The organism is Paraglaciecola aquimarina (assembly GCF_032464635.1).
GTDB lineage: Bacteria > Pseudomonadota > Gammaproteobacteria > Enterobacterales > Alteromonadaceae > Paraglaciecola > Paraglaciecola aquimarina.
This window is the reverse complement of record NZ_JAWDIO010000002.1, coordinates 1,452,781-1,471,819: the sequence shown is the minus strand read 5'-3', so window position 1 is coordinate 1,471,819 and position 19,039 is coordinate 1,452,781. Positions and strand designations below refer to the sequence as shown.

The 19,039-nt window shown below is 43.4% G+C and carries 8 protein-coding genes and 3 pseudogenes; 9 read left to right on the top strand and 2 right to left on the bottom strand.

Annotation, left to right across the window (positions count from 1 at the left end; translation table 11 throughout):
• Positions 1–7: 7 nt before the first annotated feature.
• On the bottom strand, positions 8–637 hold the full coding sequence (locus tag RS130_RS07640; protein WP_316025462.1) for a hypothetical protein: 630 nt from the start codon (positions 635–637) through the stop codon (positions 8–10).
• A 46-nt stretch (positions 638–683) separates the two neighbouring features.
• Positions 684–4,977 (bottom strand): annotated as a pseudogene (locus RS130_RS07635) (DEAD/DEAH box helicase).
• 247 nt (positions 4,978–5,224) lie between these two features.
• Between RS130_RS07635 and RS130_RS07630 the strand changes: the two are divergent.
• From RS130_RS07630 to RS130_RS07590, 9 genes and pseudogenes are all read left to right on the top strand, one after another.
• The gene (locus RS130_RS07630) at positions 5,225–6,421 is read left to right on the top strand and encodes an efflux RND transporter periplasmic adaptor subunit (protein ID WP_316025461.1); all 1,197 of its coding nucleotides are present in this window, start codon (positions 5,225–5,227) and stop codon (positions 6,419–6,421) included.
• Positions 6,422–6,424: 3 nt separating this feature from the next.
• Positions 6,425–9,586 (top strand): efflux RND transporter permease subunit, encoded by a 3,162-nt coding sequence (locus RS130_RS07625; protein ID WP_316025460.1) that lies wholly within the window; start codon positions 6,425–6,427, stop codon positions 9,584–9,586.
• Positions 9,579–11,036 carry an efflux transporter outer membrane subunit gene (locus tag RS130_RS07620; protein ID WP_316025459.1) on the top strand — a complete coding sequence of 486 codons (1,458 nt, stop codon included), beginning with the start codon at positions 9,579–9,581 and terminating at the stop codon, positions 11,034–11,036. The genes RS130_RS07625 and RS130_RS07620 overlap by 8 nt, the downstream gene beginning before the upstream one ends.
• 85 nt (positions 11,037–11,121) lie before the next feature.
• The gene (locus RS130_RS07615) at positions 11,122–11,805 is read left to right on the top strand and encodes a response regulator transcription factor (RefSeq protein ID WP_316025458.1); all 684 of its coding nucleotides are present in this window, start codon (positions 11,122–11,124) and stop codon (positions 11,803–11,805) included.
• Positions 11,805–13,106: a sensor histidine kinase gene (locus tag RS130_RS07610; protein ID WP_316025457.1), complete on the top strand. Its 1,302-nt coding sequence runs from the start codon at positions 11,805–11,807 to the stop codon at positions 13,104–13,106. Before RS130_RS07615 ends, RS130_RS07610 begins: the two co-directional genes overlap by 1 nt.
• A 226-nt stretch (positions 13,107–13,332) precedes the next feature.
• On the top strand, positions 13,333–14,043 hold the full coding sequence (locus RS130_RS07605) for an ABC transporter ATP-binding protein (protein WP_316027997.1): 711 nt from the start codon (positions 13,333–13,335) through the stop codon (positions 14,041–14,043).
• Positions 14,040–15,476: an ABC transporter permease gene (locus RS130_RS07600; RefSeq protein ID WP_316025456.1), complete on the top strand. Its 1,437-nt coding sequence runs from the start codon at positions 14,040–14,042 to the stop codon at positions 15,474–15,476. The genes RS130_RS07605 and RS130_RS07600 overlap by 4 nt, the downstream gene beginning before the upstream one ends.
• Positions 15,473–16,797: pseudogene (locus RS130_RS07595) on the top strand (DUF3526 domain-containing protein). The gene RS130_RS07600 and the pseudogene RS130_RS07595 overlap by 4 nt, the downstream one beginning before the upstream one ends.
• A 36-nt stretch (positions 16,798–16,833) precedes the next feature.
• Positions 16,834–18,943: pseudogene (locus RS130_RS07590) on the top strand (TonB-dependent siderophore receptor).
• The last annotated feature ends 96 nt before the right edge of the window (positions 18,944–19,039 follow it).

Sequence of the window (19,039 nt, the reverse complement as noted above, 5' to 3'; positions counted from 1 at the left end):
AAAAACGCTAGGTTCGTCCCCAATAAATAAAGTTAAAAGCATGAATCGCCTCATGTACCGCAACCGTCATAGCCTGTTCTTTACTTTTCATTTCGACAATTGATAGATTAATTTCACTTATATATCTCCCCTGATTTCCTATGGGCGACTTTCCTAAACTCCAACTGTAATTTTCGTAGTCTTGCCTGGTGGTTTGAAATACAAAGTTCAACTTCATTGATTTATCTAAGGTAATTCCTAGCCGCTGCTCAAAATGTAAAAAAACAGAGTTTAGCCTGAGTTCAAGTTCTGCTAAAAACCCTTCATAACCTTCGCCAAGATTGGTGTTTAGTTCATAATATTTTTGCTTGTTGCTTGTTCTTTCGACAAACTCAGTACTGCGACAAGGATCCACTATGACTTTAGTTTTCTTAAAGAGCTCTGTTGGTGGCGTGTTCACACTAACTTTGTCACCGCCGGTATTTAAACGAGAATCTGCAGGTGTAGCCACGCTGCCTTGACGCTTAGTTTGCTGGCTGTCGGTAAAACTAGACATATTGAAAAATAGATTCTCGAGATATCCAGCAAAATGACGATTAATTGCAAGACTAAGGGTTATCAACAGCAATATGATCAACAATGTATTTTTATTTAGCATAAGTGATGGATTGTTTTAATTAAAAAGCCTAGTTAATAACACGAAATTAAAACGTCTCTTTCAGTAGACTCAACATATCATCAACTGAAAGCTTAGTGGCAGCTTCGTTTCCTGATAACAATTTATCTGCTAAGTCTCGTTTTTGTTGGTGTAATGCCACAATTTTTTCTTCAATGGTATTCTGAGTAATTAATCGATAAATGGTCACTGGACGTTTTTGTCCCATACGGTGTGCGCGATCTGACGCTTGCTCTTCTACCGCAGGGTTCCACCATGGATCCATATGAATAACATAATCAGCTGCCGTTAAATTCAACCCAGAGCCCCCTGCTTTTAAGCTAATTAAAAAAACATCCCCTTCGCCACTTTGAAAGGCGTTGACTCGTTTTTGTCGCTCTTTTTGTGGGGTGGAACCATCTAAGTATTGATAGCTAAAGCCTTTATTTTCTAGATGCTGTTTAATGATGTGTAAATGGCCAACGAACTGACTGAAAATCAACGCTTTGTGATTATTCAATTTCAGTTCGTCTAATAGCTCATCAAGCGCTGTTAGTTTGGCGCTGGGGAGTTCACTTTCTGCCATTACCAATCTAGGGTGGCAACAGGCTTGTCGCAATTTCACTAGCTCGGCGAGCATTCTAATACGTTGTTCACCTGCATGACCTTGTTCACCGCTTTGACTGATATTGTCTATCGCGTTCAATCGTAACGCTTCGTAAAAATCTCGCTCTTTAGCAGACATCTCTACTTGAATATTAATCTCGGTACGGGGCGGTAACTCGGTTAACACTTGATTTTTCATACGACGCAGAATAAACGGTTGGATCAAGGTTTTTAAGCCTTGTCTGGCTTTGTGGGCGGCGAGTTGGTCTTCTTTGGCATTTTCAATGGGCAGTGAATAGCGTTCATTAAAACGTTTAATGTTGCCCAACAACCCCGGGTTAATAAAACGGAATAAACTCCAAAGTTCTGTTAAGTCGTTTTCTATGGGCGTACCTGTGGTGATCATTTTAAATTCACCATTTAAAGCAAAAGCTGCTTTGGTGCGTTTAGCTAAGGGATTTTTTAAGGCTTGGGCTTCGTCGGCGACTATTGTGCGCCAACGCACACTTTTCAATAACTCGCTTTCACGTTGCAATAAACCATAACTAATAATGACACAATCCAAAGAACCTAAGTCGGCTAATAAGTCTTGACGCTGCATAGTGCCGGTAGAGTCGGAAAATAATTTGATATTCAGTGTGGGGGTAAACTTTAACGCTTCTTGTTGCCAGTTAAAGCACACTGACGTGGGAGCTATGACCAAACTCGGGCCATCATTGGCTCTGGCCAATAACACAGCCAAGGCTTGTAAGGTTTTACCTAAGCCCATGTCATCAGCCAAGCATGCACCGGCTCCCCAATGAGCCAAACGAGAAGCCCAGTCAAAGCCCACCAGTTGGTAGTCACGTAATTGAGCCTGAAAGGTCGAAGGAATGATTGGTTCTATGGCATTGGCTTGGTGCATTCTTTGGGTTTGTTCGTCCCAGGCATAGATGGTTTTCATACGCATGCCTGTGGTAGCTTCTTCTAGCTGTAAACTGGCTAAGGGATGAAACTTACCATCGTCTGTGACTTGGTTAATTTGTTCGAGCTTGTGGCGCAGATCTGCGGATAGGGCGAGTATTTGTTCGCTATCTAACTCGATGAATCGACCATTGCTGGTTTTGACCAATTCCAGTAATTTACGTAACTCAATGACTTGTTCGTTGTTTACTTGCAAGTCGCCGCTAATATCAAACCATTCGCTCTTTTTACCCATTTTTAACTGTAAGTGTTGGCTTTCTAGTTTTTTACTTAAGGTGATTTTTTTCCCTTTTGGCCAGCGCAATACTAGTTCAAACTTTGCCGCTACAACAGCCGCCTCTAATTGTTCTAAGGCCTCCAATGCAGTTTGTAGCTCATCAAGTACTAAGCTGTTATCTGCCATATTTAAGAAAGCAGGGCAAGCCTTGTCAAGCTCGTCTAACAAGCTCTCTTCTCGCACTAAGTCTCGTTGTGTCGCGACTCGCTTTCCGTCTATATCGGTGGTTAAGCTAGCGTTGCCAATACCCGGTTTAAATGCTGGACCTTGTTCACCAAAAGGCATCACCACACAAGTAAATGCCAGTCCAGCTTGCACTGGTTCAATATTTATCACTAAATTATGCTCGCACTCTAACGTATCTAGGCCAGTATCAAGCTCCGACATATCCGATTGAATATTTAACAACGGGGCGATCGCTGCGATACCATCTAGCGCCTTTTGTTTAGCACTCAATGGAATTAACAAACCACTTTCACCAATAATTTGTGCCACTTTAACGTGTTCAGGTGAAAACTCAGTGAGTTGCAACTTAGTGTCAGAAATAGGCCTGAGGTCGTAAACACTTTGCCCTTCATCTTCCTCATCAATCTGACCAGATAAGTTAGCAATACTCAGGCAAAGTTGGTCGCCTTGTTCACTCACTAACAATTCGGGTTCACACTTAATCAACTCAATAGGTTGGGTTGGATTATCTGCGTAATACAAATTGTCGATCCCAACTGCCGCGTTTAATGCGGGTAAACCTTGCAGCACATATTCGGTTTTTCCGTAATAGCCCCAAGAGCGATACACTTTAATCGTACCGCAGAGTAATTTGTCGCTGTCTGTCAAGTACTCGAAACTATCAGTTTCTTCCTTGAGGCGTTTTAACGAAACCGTTCGCCCTTTGCTCCAACCAGATTTACTGAGCCTCTGTTCTCGCGCTTTAATTGAGTCGTGGTAGTCGTGCTCTAACTCCCAGATTAAACGTACTGGCTTCTCTAGTTTAGGTTTGTCGGGCGCGATCTTGTTTGGCGTTCTAGGATTAAGGGCAATGAGTTTATCTAGAGCTACATCCCACTGTTCTTTGCTGGTCACCAAAGAGCAAACATCTACTAGTTTTGAGGCGCCAGCCTTTTGGCTTGGAGTGAAAACGTCCTTGCCAATATTGGAGGCTATCTGCCCACATAATTCAGCAAATAATGAATAACCTAGTTTATTGAAGTTAGCCTGATATTTAGTCGCTAGGTCTACAAACTTCTGTTCACTTGCTTTATTACACCAAACTTGACCAATTAAAAATGTGAGATAACAGAGTTGGTGGCAAAAGAAATCAGCAGCTTCATCAATCGAGCTGTAGTCCATTTGCACGACGTATTTTTCGGCACTAGACAAGCTATTAATTGGTCTTAATAACGTACGACCAATCACATAAAAATCACTATTTACTTTACGATCACTATCTTCAAATTCGATTTGTTGTTTGGCACTTATGTAATAACTTGCCGCCGTTTTATTACCCTCAACCATTAATAGCAGTTTGTAAAAATAACCCAACACCTCATTTAAATATTGCTTTTTGCGCTTGGTTAATTTGTTTTTAGCTTTAATAGCCTGTTCGTAACAGCTGATAGCTTGTTGGTTGTCACCGGTTAAAAAATGGTACGCCCCCATAACTGCAAACCATAACTGCTGTCATCTTCTGACTTTTGGATACCTAAAAAATCATCAAAACGCATTTGATAAAGGTATTGCTCGGCTAATAAATGTTGGCAGTCGAGGTTATACAGCGCGTCTTCTGGATCTGCGTGAGCCTGACAAACTTGCGCTAATAACTGGATAGGATATTCGCAGCTTTTCCCCTCTATTTGACACTGCCTAAATAAAGTCGCAAATGCTTGGTACTGCAAGGCATTAGATAGGGTTAAGAACGACGCTAGTTCAAAAGGAGTAAAAAACAACCCAACTAAAACGGCGTTTTTATCATGAGCGATAATTTGAGGGTTTTTATTAAAGGTTAATTCTTCATTTATTTTCTCGGCTGAATACAAAAAATAGAGATCACGGATCACTCTTTGTTCATCAGCACGTTTATTTTGCCAACTATAACCGTTCACCACAGGCACCACTTCTTCGCCTGCCATAATGATTTCTAACAACTTCTGCTGAGCAGACAAGCTACCAATTGTCGGTAATTGACCTATTTCTAACAGCAACTTATTCGCTAACAATGGATTAATTTGTAAGCCATCCTTACTCGATATCAGTAGTGACTGTTTAACCAGAGAATCTTTATCTTGCAGCACTGCACGATAGGCTTTTTTATTAAGGGGCAAAAACCTCTTTCCACTAGTATATTCAACAATAATCCTAATTTAGCGACACCAATAACTTTGTAGATCACGGCTAACACCATCAAAGTACTTTGTTGGTTTTGCTCTAGGTTGAGAAACGTTTGATATAGAGTGGCGATTTGTTGTTCGGTATCTTCTTGAATTAACGGGGTTAGTTTCATTGAAAGTGATCTGGAATGCGCGCTAGGTTCGATGCAGCGAAATTAACAAATAATAGTTCGCTAAACAATCTTATATGCCAAGACTTGCTAATTTGTTACTCATTACCTTAACCATGTCTTAACCATCCCCCTGTTAGCCTTTGTTCACTATCAGGCTCTTGCACTTTTTTATCTAGCGAAAAGCACCACGAAAAAGTGACTTGAGTTGTATCTTTTTATCAGCGTTTTTAACGAGGAAAGTTTTAACATGAGACCTTCAATTTACATCGCAGGATTACTAGTGCTAGCCACAGTAATAAGTAGTTGCCAGCCAGACACCGTTAACTCGCAAGCGCCAACTAAACGCACTACTGCTGTTTCATACATTGAGGTAACCACTTCCGAGCACAAAATAGACACAAAAATGCAAGGCCGAGTAGTGGCTTCGCTAAGTGCAGAAGTACGCCCACAAGTAGGTGGCATAGTGCAACAGCGTTTGTTTACCGAAGGCAGTGCTGTTGAGCAAGGCAGTTTACTCTATCAAATTGATCCTGCCACTTATCAAGCAGCTTACAATGAAGCAAAAGCCAATCTTAACAGTGCAAAAGCATCCCTTGCTACCGCCAAATTAAAAGATCAGCGGTATGCTAACTTGCTTAAGTTTGAAGGGGTTTCGCAACAAGATGCAGACGATGCACATGCTACTTATCTTGAAGCCGAAGCCAGTATTGAAAAGTATCAAGCTGCATTAGCGACCGCGGCAATCAATCTAGAATTCACCAAAATCACCGCGCCTATTTCTGGGCATATTGGTATTTCTAGCATCACACCAAGGTGCATTAGTCACAGCGCAGCAAGCCAGCTCATTAGCCACTATTCGCACCTTAGATCCTATATACGTGGATATGAAAAAAGCAGCAAAGAGTTGTTGAAGCTACGCAACTTAATGAACGAAAGTGGTATCTCTGAGGGTAACACTCAAGTGATCTTGACCCTAGAAGATGGGAGTCAATACAGCCATAAAGGTCAGTTGAAAATGCAAGAAGTCTCGGTAGATGCAGCAACAGGCTCAGTTACCTTACGTGCAGAGTTCCCTAATCCAGATGGCATATTACTACCCGGCATGTTTGTACGTACCGAAGTCAACGAAGCGGTCAACAAAAACGCTATTTTAGTGCCGCAACAAGGGATATATCACTCGGCCACAGGCGAAGCTTACGCCTATGTGATCAATGAGCAAAATTTAGTAGAGCGACGCCCAGTTAAAACCGTTGAGTCGGTCGAAAACAAATGGGTTATCGCCAGTGGATTGTCAGTGAATGACAAATTGCTGGTAGAAGGCTCAGGTAAAGTGCGTCCCGGTAGCGAAGTCAAACCAATCCTTGTTGAAATGAATAAGCAAGGGGAAATGGTGACGAAAACAAGCCAAGACACTAGCTCAACTTCTCTGCAAGGGGGCGTGTAAATTATGTTCGCTCGCTTCTTTATTGACCGCCCCGTTTTTGCCTGGGTGATATCAATTATTATTATGCTCACCGGGCTGGCATCTATTTTATCGCTGCCTGTAGCCCAATACCCCAGTATTGCTCCTCCAGTGATTAGCATTAGCACCACTTACACGGGTGCCGATGCGCAAACCGTCGAAAATAGTGTTACACAAATTCTGGAACAACAATTAACCGGACTGGATGGGCTGTTATACTTCTCGTCTTCTAGTACTGCTGACGGCGGAGCATCGGTGAGTGTGACCTTTGAAGAAGGCACCGACCCAGATTACGCACAAGTCCAAGTACAAAATAAAGTACAACAAGTTAACTCCCGTTTTCCAGAATCGGTACAAAATCAGGGCGTCACAGTAAAAAAATCGAATTCGGACTTTTTATTGGTAACCGCGGTTTATGATACAACAAACCAAGCCACTGCTTTTGATATTTCAGACTACATTGCGTCTAACATGGAAGATGCCTTAGCCCGTATTGAAGGTATTGGTGATGTACGTGTATTTGGTTCACAATATGCTATGCGCATTTGGTTAGACCCGACTAAACTTGCGGCCTATGAACTCATGCCCTCTGATATCAGTAGCGCATTGCAGGCACAAAACATTCAAGTGCCAGCGGGTAAAATAGGGGCTACTCCCACCTTGGAAACCCAAGAATTGAATGCGACCGTCACCGCCCAGTCGATGATGTCTACACCAGAAGAATTTCGTAATATCATCGTAAAATATGCTGCGAATGGCGCTAACGTGCTGTTGCAAGATGTAGCTAGAGTAGAAATTGGCAGTGAGAGTTACAATACGATTGCCCGTTTAAATGGTCATCCCGCATCAGGTATTGCTGTGATGTTATCCCCTGGTGCCAACGCTTTAGATACCGCCACTCGAGTCAAACAACGAGTGGCTGAATTGGCCCAAAATTTACCAGACGGTTACGAAGTCACTTTCCCCCGTGATAGCACAGACTTCATAAAAATTTCAATTAGCGAAGTAGTAAAAACCCTAGTTGAAGCCGTGATCTTGGTGGTACTAGTGATGTGGCTATTCTTGCAAAACTGGCGAGCAACTCTGATCCCGGCTATTGCCGTTCCTATAGTATTGTTGGGAACCTTTGGCGTGTTGGCATTTTTTGGCTTTTCAATTAATACATTAACTATGTTCGGCATAGTGCTGTCCATTGGCTTGCTAGTCGACGATGCCATAGTAGTAGTAGAAAACGTAGAGCGCTTAATGCGCGAGAAAAACCTATCCCCGCGAGATGCCACGATAGAGTCCATGCAAGAAATCAGTACCGCTTTAGTCGGCATTGCAGTGGTCCTGTCGGCAGTATTCTTGCCTATGGCCTTCTTTGGTGGGTCAACTGGGGTCATTTATCAGCAATTCTCAATTGCCATTGTGTCTTCGATGATCTTGTCGGTAATTGTAGCCTTAACCCTTAGCCCTACTCTTTGCGCCAGTATATTAACCAAGAGCGAACATGACGCAGAAGGCAAAGGCTTTTTTGCCCGTTTCAATCGTGGTTTCGACAAAATGACCCACTCTTATACAGGTAAAGTACAAGGCGTGATCAACCGAAAAATACGCTGGGTGTTGTGCTATGGACTGATCATCGTTGCATTAGGCTTACTCATAGTACGTATGCCCAGTGGTTTCTTACCCCAAGAAGACCAAGGCAGCACTATGTACCAAATAAGCCTACCTGAAGGGGCCTCGATAAAACGCACACGAGCAGTGGCGAAACAGGTTGAAACCTACTTAGCAGAAGAAGAATCGGACATAGTGGTGCGACATTTTTCAATCTCTGGTTTTAACTTCTCTGGTAGTGGCCAAAACGCAGGTTTGGGTTTTGTAGCGTTAAAACCATGGGATCAACGGCTACGAGAAGATCAAAGTGCAGACGCCTTAATTGCTCGCATGAACAAAAACTTATCGAGCATTCGCGACGCTAGTATATTTGCATTGTCACAACCGGTTATTCGCGGGTTAGGGCAAAGCAATGGATTTACCTTTGAGCTGCAAGCTGCGTCTGGAACCAGTCGCGAAGAACTCACCTCACTTAAGAATGAATTGGTTAACAGAGCCCGTCAAAGTGAACTGCTAGTAGGCATTCGCGAAGGCGCGTTAAGTGAAACTCCACAGTTAAAAATTGATATTGATAATGGCAAAGCCACATCACTTGGCCTATCCCTGCAAGATGTGGCTAATACTTTGACCTTTGCTTGGGCTGGCTCATATATCAATGACTTTCTTGACGATGGCTTAGTGAAAAAAGTGTATATCTCGGGGGATGCCGAATATCGCTCGAAACCTGAAAACTTAGATGACTGGCATATTCGCGGGCAAAATGCTCAGGGCGAAACCACCATGACCCCATTCTCGGCTTTTAGTAGCACCGCATGGTCAAGTGCACCGCAAAGTTTGTCTCGGTTTAACGGTATCGCCTCTTATCAAATTCAAGGATCTGGAGTCAGTGGTGTCAGTTCTGGACAAGCCATGGCCGAAATGGAACGTTTAGTGGCAGAAGTAGGGCAAGGAAAATTATCTTACTCATGGAGTGGCTTATCATACCAAGAGAAAATCTCTAGTGGTCAATCAACGGCTCTATATGCCATCTCCATTTTGGTCGTGTTCTTAGCATTAGCCGCTTTATACGAAAGCTGGTCGGTGCCTCTATCAGTAATTACAGTGATTCCATTGGGCGTAGTGGGAGCCGCTTTAGCCACCACATTAAGGGGGTTAGAAAATGACATTTATTTCCAAGTAGCCTTGTTAACCACTATAGGGTTAGCTTCCAAAAATGCCATTTTGATAGTCGAATTCGCTGAAGCGTCTTATCAAAAAGGCATGTCGCTCGTCGATTCAGCGATCAACGCCGCCAAGTTACGTTTACGCCCAATTCTCATGACCTCGTTAGCCTTTATGTTTGGTATATTGCCTTTGGCTTTGTCTTCAGGCGCAGGCGCCAATAGCCGTATATCCATTGGTACCGGTATTGTTGGCGGCACATTAACCGCGACTGTGCTGGGTATATTTTTCGTCCCCATGTTCTTTGTAGTTATTCGCAGCATATTCCCCAACAGAAAACAGGCTCATCTAGATGCAGCAACCACTTTGGAGCATAAAAATGACTAAACTCATCAGCCAAACAGGCGCCACCTTTAGACTGTTACCTATCATTGGAGCGCTGGCGTTAGCAGGTTGCAGCACCCTAGCCCCAGAATATAGTCGGTCTGAACTAGAGGTAAGCAATAGCCTAGACCAACACCCCAAAATACACAGCCCAGGGTTATCAGAGCAATATGCTAATCAGGTGCCTTGGAAGAGCTTTATTCAAGACTCTCGCTTGACCCAAGTGATAGAATTAGCACTGAACAGTAACCGCGGTTTGCGTCAAACCCTAGCCGATGTAGAAGCTGCCCGCGCCACTTATCGCATCCAAAAAGCCGATTTGTTTCCGCAGCTTGATCTGGGCCTAAGTGGAAACCGTTCCAAAGTATCTTCTGCAGAGATCAGCACGACTTATCAAGCACAAGCTGGCTTAAGCAATTATGAAATTGATTTGTTTGGTAAAACCCGCAGCTTGACGAGCGCACAGTTGGAGGCCTATTTAGCTAGCGAGGAAACCGCTAAGGCGGCAAAAATTTCGCTGATCAGTGAAATTGCTAATGCTTGGTTAACCTTAGCAGCCGATGAGAATCAATTAAGCTTGGCGAGAGAAACAGCTGTCAACGCTCAACAAACCATGGAGATCACCAATAAGCGTTTACAGCTAGGGGTAGATTCACGCATTGACGTTGCCAGTGCAGAAACCATTTACCATAGCGCCCGCTCTGATATTGCTAACTTTAGTACCCAAGTAGCACAAGACTTGAATGCCTTACGTCTACTAGTGGGCGAGCCCATCCCTGAAGGTTTTCTGCCACAATATTTACCTAATAGTGAAGACTTACTTAGTGACGTACCAGTTGGTTTGTCTTCGTCGGTCTTATTGCAACGTCCTGACGTGCTGGCCGCAGAACATACGCTAAAATCAGCAAACGCGAATATAGGCGTAGCGAGGGCTGCGTACTTTCCAAGTGTATCTCTCACCGCAACAGGCGGCTTAGCCAGTAATGTGTTAGCCGATATATTCAGTGGCGGCGCGAGTTCAATTTGGACTTTAGCTCCAAGTTTAACTTTACCTATTTTTGATGGTGGCGCAAACGATGCCAATTTAGCCTACAGCGAAGCGCAGCAAACTAAATATCTAGCCGCTTACGAGTATGCCATTCAGAGTGCATTTTCTGAGGTGGCCGATGCCTTAGCAAGAAGGGCCACGATCCAAGATCAAGTGAATGCAGAACAAGCCTTAGTGGCAGCCGCTAGCCGAAGTTACGACTTGTCTCTAGCTCGCTACAAAGGTGGAGTCGACAGTTTTCAACGTGCACTAGAAGCCCAGCGCACTATGTACCAAGCTAAGCAGTCACTGATCTTAACCAAACAAGCTGACCTAAATAACCGTATTACGTTATATCGAGTATTAGGCGGCGGTCTGGCTGAAAGTACTGACTTACTAGAAAATAACGGCACACCCGCTACCTAACTGACGATAACAGCAGGTAAAGGTTAACCCTTTAGCTGCTATGTGATATACCAATATCCAAACAGTGGATAGGAATACAACTCAAATGATGAATATACTGCTGGTCGAAGATGACATTGATTTAGCCACCACTATTGTCGACTACCTCGACATTGAATCAATTCAGTGCGACCACGCGAGCAACGGATTAATGGGCTTGAATTTGGTCGAAAATAATCATTATCAAATGATTATACTTGACGTAAACATGCCGAAAATGGACGGTTTGACCCTTTGCAACACGCTACGTGAGCAAGGTATGGATATTCCAATACTGATGCTGACAGCGCGGGATAGTTTAGAAAATAAATTACAAGGGTTTGAAGCCGGTAGTGACGACTATTTAGTTAAGCCCTTTGCCATGCAAGAACTTGTCGCTCGGGTACAAGTACTCGCTAACCGACGCAGTGGTCAGGCAAAACGCATAGTGCTTGGCGACCTAGCAATAGATTTAACTCAGAAAATAGCGCTGGTGAAGCAAACCCAATTAAAGCTCTCGCCTATTGCCTTTAAGCTATTAGCAGTATTAGTAAGAGCCGCTCCACAAACGCTGAGTCGACAACAAATTATGCAATTGGTCTGGGGAGACGAACAGCCAGACAGCAACAGCCTAAAGGTACATATTTATCATTTGCGTAAACAACTTGAAGGGGCAACGACTAACGTACAATTAGCCACAGTAGCAAGCGCAGGTTTTGCTATCAAGCAACAAAATAAAGGAAACACATAGTGAAAATCAGACCCAGTCTCAAACTGTATTTCTTTATTAGTGTGGTGCTACTTGGCTCGGCAATGGCCGTTGGCTTTTCATTCCTAAGTGTTAACTATTATGTTGATGGCCTAGACCGAGGCGTAAACGGCACTATGTTTGACCTCGCTAAAACGACAATAGTTGCAGATGGGCAGCCCCGCAACATTGCCAGTTTTAGCGTAGCAAGTCGCTGGCAAGACACCCCAGAAATTATTCAGCAACGTTTTAAGCAGCCCCCCGTAGAAGAAGCGCAACTACAGAAAATTAAAGATCAGGCTAATATTTTTATGATGCCGAAAAATATATTTTTTGTGGCTTATTATCAAACAGAGCAGGGCGAGCCTAGATATGTTTCTAAAGTCATGCTCGAGAGAGATATATCGAGCACGTCCAAAATGAGCAAACCCACCAAACGGTTAATATGGGCTTTTGTTGCTTCTCTAATAGCCATATCATTGTTTGCTTTTTTGCTAAACATTATCATGCAAAAAATCGCCAGACCCGTTGAGTCGCTAAAAGACTGGGCTAAATCTCTAGACCAGAAAACAGTACAAAATCCCCCACCCGATTTTAATTACAATGAATTAAATGTGCTGGCGTCATTCATACAAACTAGCTTGATTTCTACTTACCAAAGTGTAGAGCGAGAACAACGTTTCTTAAGTTATGCCAGCCATGAATTGCGCACGCCTATAGCCGTGATTCGCAGTAATGTTGAGTTATTACAACGACTCAGCGAAAAACAGCCCGAGAACTTAAAGCAACAGCAAGTATTAAAGCGCATTCAACGTGCGGGCCTAACTATGGGCAATTTGACCGAGACTCTGTTATGGCTTAGTCGTAATGAGGAGCTAACTATCGCCCCCGAGTCGGTTAACTTGGGCGAGAAAATCAACCAAGCTTGTAATGACTTGCAATATTTACTAGATGGAAAAAACGTCGAAGTGCATATTGAATGTGAAGACGCCGATATCAAGGTGGTTGGGGTCTCTTGCCACATCGTGTTGAATAACTTGATACGTAACGCCTATCAGCATACTCAAGAAGGGCTGATTAAAATCAATCAACAAGGCAGCCGCCTAAGTATCATTAACACTCATGTCCCTGAAGACGATATTAACAGCCTAACAACGCCAAACGCTCAACCCATCGCATTTGGTGATGGGTATGGTTTAGGTCTCCAGCTATGTGAAAAAATCATCAAACACCATAATTGGTTTTATACCAAACAACACAGCCAAGGCAATTATCAAGTGACTGTAGACTTTGATAACTCATAACAATAGCGAGTTATATCGTTCATACGGATAAGTGAGCCTTTGCTTCGCTTACTATCATGACGACACCACAGTGTATGGATAAAGCATGGCCATTATGTAGCAAGCGAATGTATTTTTAATCTACCCTATTGATAATGTGATGTTATAACATTAAAATCCCACCCTTTATTTTTATCTAGAGTGGAAAGTCAAATTGGACGTCTCAGCAGCCAACAGTAAAAAGCCGATGATCGAGGCAAAAAACCTTTGTATTACGATTAATCAAAGCGACATTTTAAAGTCCCTTAATTTTCAAGTGGCTGAGGGTGAAATTTATGCCTTGCTTGGTGGTAATGGCGCGGGGAAATCTACCACGTTAAAGACCTTTTTAGGCTTTTTAAAACCCACCACAGGCCAAGCAATGATCAATGGCCGAGCTGTTAAAGATGACGTTAAAGCCGTTCGCCAACATACCGCTTACCTACCAGAGTCGGCGACCTTGTATCAGCACCTAACGGCCCGCGAAAACATTCACTACTTTTTGTCACTCGCCAACATCAGTAAAACCGATAGCGAAGTCGATCAAGCCTTCGACCGGGTCGCCTTGCAGCCAAAAGCGCGAGACCGCCATATGAGCACCTACTCGAAAGGTATGCGTCAAAAAACAGCTATCGCCCTAGCTTTGCTGCGTGAAGCACCCATATTTTTCTTAGATGAACCCACCTCGGGCTTAGATCCTGTGGCCATTGATGAGTTTAATCAACTCGTTAGCGAACTGGCTGCCAATGGCTCCACCATTTTGATGGTAACTCATGACGTATATGGCGCCTGCCAAGTGGCGAACCGCATTGGTTTACTCAGAGAAGGGGAATTAGTTGGTGAGTTTTCTGCACCAGCAGGACAACAAATAGAAACAGAACTCGTCCACACAGCCTTTACTCAAAAGGACATGGCATGAAGTCGCAAATTATAGCTATTGCCAAAGATGAATGGCGATATTGGCTCAGGTCTAAGTTAGCGCTAGCAGTATTAACTCTCGGTATATTACTGACTATATCTTCGGTGGTAGTTACCACTGTAAAAACCATGGAGCTCAATCATCAAAGGTCCGAACTACAAAACGAAGCCGAACAGTCTTTTACCGACCAACCAGACAGGCATCCGCACCGTATGGTGCATTATGGTCACTATGCTTTTCGGACTCCGACACCATTAAGTCAACTAGACCCAGGAGTCGATGCCTTCACCGGAAACTCGATTTTTCTTGAAGGGCATAGACAAAATAGCGCCATGTTTGCCGACCAAAGACAAGGCACTGCACTGACTAAGCTAGGTAGTTTAGATCCGGCTTTTATTATCCAAATTTTAATTCCGTTGTTGCTAATATTAATCGGCTTTAGTTCTGTCAGCCGTGAACGAGAGTCACAAACTTTGACCTTTATCCTGTCTCAAGGGGTGTCTATTTACACCGTAATTACTGGCAAACTAGTGGCTATGTTGGCAGTAATAGGCTTGATTTTGGTACCTGTTTTACTGTCAGCGTTATTCACTGTTGTTCAGGGTGAATCTTTACTCACCGCCACTAGCTTTATATTTGGTTACTTTGCCTATTTAGTGGTGTGGATCATAATGATTGTTCTATGTTCATGCATCATGAGTAAAAACAGTGAGAGCTTCAGTGCGTTAATGTTTGCTTGGATCTTGTTTTGTATCATAGTGCCAAGAGTCGCTAGCACCACCGCAGCCATCGCTGTACCATCGGCAGGTAAGCTCGAAAGCGACTTTGCGGTTATCGCCCAATTACGTAAATTAGGTGACGGTCATAATGCTAACGATCCGGCATTCGCCAAATTAAAAGCCAACTTATTAGCTCAGTATAATGTGGATTCAATCGAAGAACTGCCAGTCAACTTTCGCGGTACAGTGGCGAAAAAATCCGAAGCAGAATTGACCAAAGTTCTGAACGAATTTGCCGAACAACGTATGACAGAAGAGCTGGCGCAAAGCCAAGTTTCTCGGAGGTTTGGCTGGCTATCGCCGGTAGTGGCTATTCGTTCACTATCGATGATTTTAGCTGGTACCAGTATTGAAACTCATCACCGATTTTTACGAGAAACAGAAGCACTACGTTTTGAATTTGTACAGGCTCTAAATCAAGTACACATAGATAAACTCAATTATCAAGACGACATGAATCGAAATGTCGATAAAGAAGCTTCAAACCAAGCTCGTGTTAGCGCACAAAACTGGCAAGTATTGCAAGACTTCAACTTCACAGCCGATGCCGCAGACACACGTTTACAATATAGCTTTTGGGCATTTTTGCAGTTATTTATGTGGATAGCGGTATTACTAGTATTAGCCATATTTGTAGGGAGACGCGCACAATGAGCAGTTTAATTAAATCTCTTGGGCGCGAGTGGCGATTTATGTGCCGCCAGCGTTATATTTTGCTGCTTTTACTTTGTAGTTTGTTGGTATCGGGGTTTGCCGTGGTCAGCGGCATTAATGAGGTCAATGAGCAAAAAGCCACAATAGAACGCTTAAAAGTTGCTGACCAAATTGACCGCCAAGATGCCCAACATAAACATGACGATTTTGGCATGTTGGCCTATTACACCTTTCATCTCACCTACTTGCCTCCTAGCAATTTAGCTTTTGCAGCTTTGGGAGAGCGTGACGTTTTCCATGGAAGCACCGAGTTAGAATGTTAGCCCTAGAAGGCCAGATTTACGAAAGTGACACGTCCAATGCTGAGCTTGCGCAAATAGGTAAATTTGACTTTGTATTTGTCATTAGTGCCTTAGCGCCATTGTTTATCATTTTGTTATTTCATGATTTGTTTGCCAACGAAAGAGCCAATGGACGTTTTGACTTACTAGTTACCACAGCTCACTCACCCATGAGTTTATGGGGCGCGCGCAGCATCATTCGATTTAGCGCATTATTTATAGCTTTGTTATTGCCCTTTTGGATAGGTGCGAACATCAGTGGTAGTGCTGCTGGGGATGTGTTTGTGGTCACAATCGCATGTTTTGTTTACCTAGTATTATGGACACTGCTGAGTATTTGGTGGGGTCGTCATGCTACTAACAGTCCTTGGGTGGCATCAGGTTTAATGGGTGTTTGGGTATTATTTGCTTTTATTATTCCCATATTAGGTGACCTTGCTATTAACCAAAGTATCCACGCCCCTAAAGGCGGTGACATAGTACTGGTTCAACGAGAAGCGGTAAATGATGCTTGGGACTTACCCGTTGAAACCACTATGGAGGCCTTTGTCGCCACTCATCCAGCATGGAAAGATTATACCAAAACTCAAAGTATGTTCGAGTGGAAATGGTACTACGCCTTTCAACAGGTGGGTGACCAAAAAGCGGCACCTTTGTCGCTAGCTTATCAACAAGCGGCCAAAAGAAAATATGATTTAGCCGGCTACGTATCGCTGTTGTCACCACCTCTTTTTTTGCAAAGACTGCTAACCCGTGCAGCTAATACCGACGCTATCGCCGCCTACGAGTACGAAGCACAAATTAGGCGATTCCATCAGCAACTCAGACATTTTTATTATCCTCCGTTGTTTAAAATGCATGAACTTGAAGCTAGTCATAATGGTGATGAACAACTAAAACAAAGGCTATTAGACACTATGCCTAAGTTTGAAAGTTTCATGGATAGTCAGGTTTCCAAAGCTGATGCACATAGCAATTAATACGAACTCACACAAAATTCTACAATAAGGTAACACATGAAGAACAATACAAACGGGCTTAAGCTAAGCTACTTAACTTTCTGTTTAGCAGGTCTGGGTATGACTCAAGCTAATGCCCAACAACAAACTGAGACACCTAGCACTGAAGGTATCGAAAAAGTCACTATAGTAGGTTCTCGTCAAGCTTACCAAGGGGATTTTACTCCTTTAGAAACTCCTCAGTCTGAGTTAAAAATCAGCTCATTAGTTCTTGAAAATGCCGGCGCATTTGACCTCAACCAAGCGTTAGACTTATCGGCTTCGGTTGCCCGCCAAAATAACTTTGGTGGTTTATGGAATAGTTTTGCAGTGCGCGGTTTTGTGGGCGATGAAAACTTGCCAAGTAACTACCTTAGTAAATGGATTTAATGCGGGGCGTGGCTTTGGTGGCTCTCGTGATTTGTCTGGAGTAGAGTCTGTTGAAGTGTTGAAAGGTCCGAGAGCGGCCTTATTTGGCCGTGGCGAACCCGGCGGTACTATCAACCTAGTGACTAAGCGCGCCAACTTTAACGAAAACGCCGAAATCAGCTTATCAGCCGGTAGTTTCAGTACCGCCCGAGCCGACGTAGATATCAACAAAGTTCTATCCGATGATGTAGCTGTCAGATTGGTTGGTTTTTACGAAGATGCCGAGAGTTTTCGCGACACGGTTGAAACCAGCAAACAAGGTTTCAGCCCTTCTATTCTATGGGCAATTAATGACGAAAGTCAGCTAACTTATGAGCTTGAATATAACCATCAAGAAACTCCCTTCGACCGTGGTGTCATCGCAATTGACGGAGAGCTTGGGGTGATTCCCGACAGTCGTTTTCTTGGCGAGCCAGACTACGGCCAAATAGAAACCGACGTGCTTGGCCACCAAGTTGAATACCATCAAGATTTAAACGACAACTGGAGTGCACTAATTGGTGTTAACTATCGTGATACTTCGCTCGAAGGGCTAGCCTCCGAAAATGGCTTTGCTGCGCCGGACGCAGAAGGTAATTTTGGCCGCTTCAGCCGCTATCGCGACTACAATGCTGTCTACCAAGTATTGCGCGCTGAGTTAAGTGGAAGCTTTGATACTGGCTCATTTAGCCACAAACTGATAGTAGGAATAGATTCTGATAAATTCGAGAATGATCAATTTGCCCTACGAGACAGGTCAACCGAGCAAAGTATCAATATTTATAATCCTGTTTACGGCCAGTATCCCGAATCTTCCTTAAATTTGGCCAGTAATATTGATCGTGTTGAAACTCAAAAAAGTCGTGGCTTGTATATCCAAGATCAGATTAGCTTAACTGACAAATTTGATATTCGCATTGGTGCGCGCTTTGATGACTATCAACAAGAGCTAGTGAATCGTCTTGCAGATAATACCTTTGAGTATTCTGAATCAAAAGTCACACCGCAGTTAGGAGCGGTGTATAAAGCCTCCAACGCCTTGTCTTTTTATGCCACTTACGGCGAGAACTTTCGCCCGCTTTCTGGCGCAACAGATGACAACGGTTTAGATCCTAATTTATCTGAATCAACAGAATTAGGGCTTAAGTTCACCTTAAATGACGGTGCTTTAGCTGGCACATTCGCGGTATTTAATGTTAAGCAATCTAACATTGCCACCTTCGATGCCGATTTTAATCCCACAGCCATTGGTGAAGCCGCCAGCAAAGGGGTCGAGCTAGACTTAACAGGCAATATTACTGATTCTTTGCGCTTATGGGTTTCTTACTCTTATATTGATGCTGAAACCAAAAACGACTATACCGACTTTATTTCTTACAACTTTGTGCCAGCGGGCTCAGATCTGTTAAATATTGCTAAAAATCAATTCAGCCTGCAACTGGTTCAGCAGGCGGAACTTGCCGGTAGAGATGTAGATTTAATCGCTGGGTTGGTTTACGTGGGTGAAAGAAGTGGCGAATTTGGTCAGCCAAACTTCAAATTGCCTGAATATACTACTGTACGCATCGCATCTAGCTATAGCATCACTGATGCACTCACAGTGCGAGCCGAAGTAAACAACCTGTTTGACCAAGAGTATTACACCAACTCCTATGCAAGCGTGTGGGTACAACCTGGCACCCCTCGTAGTTTTAGGTTATCGGCAAGCTACAACTTTTAAATTGACAAGTCATAACCTATCCAACAACGCTCTGGCTTAATCCAAGTGTTGTTGGAGTGTTTATTTTGTCTGCATAGATACAATCAATTTAGCCAG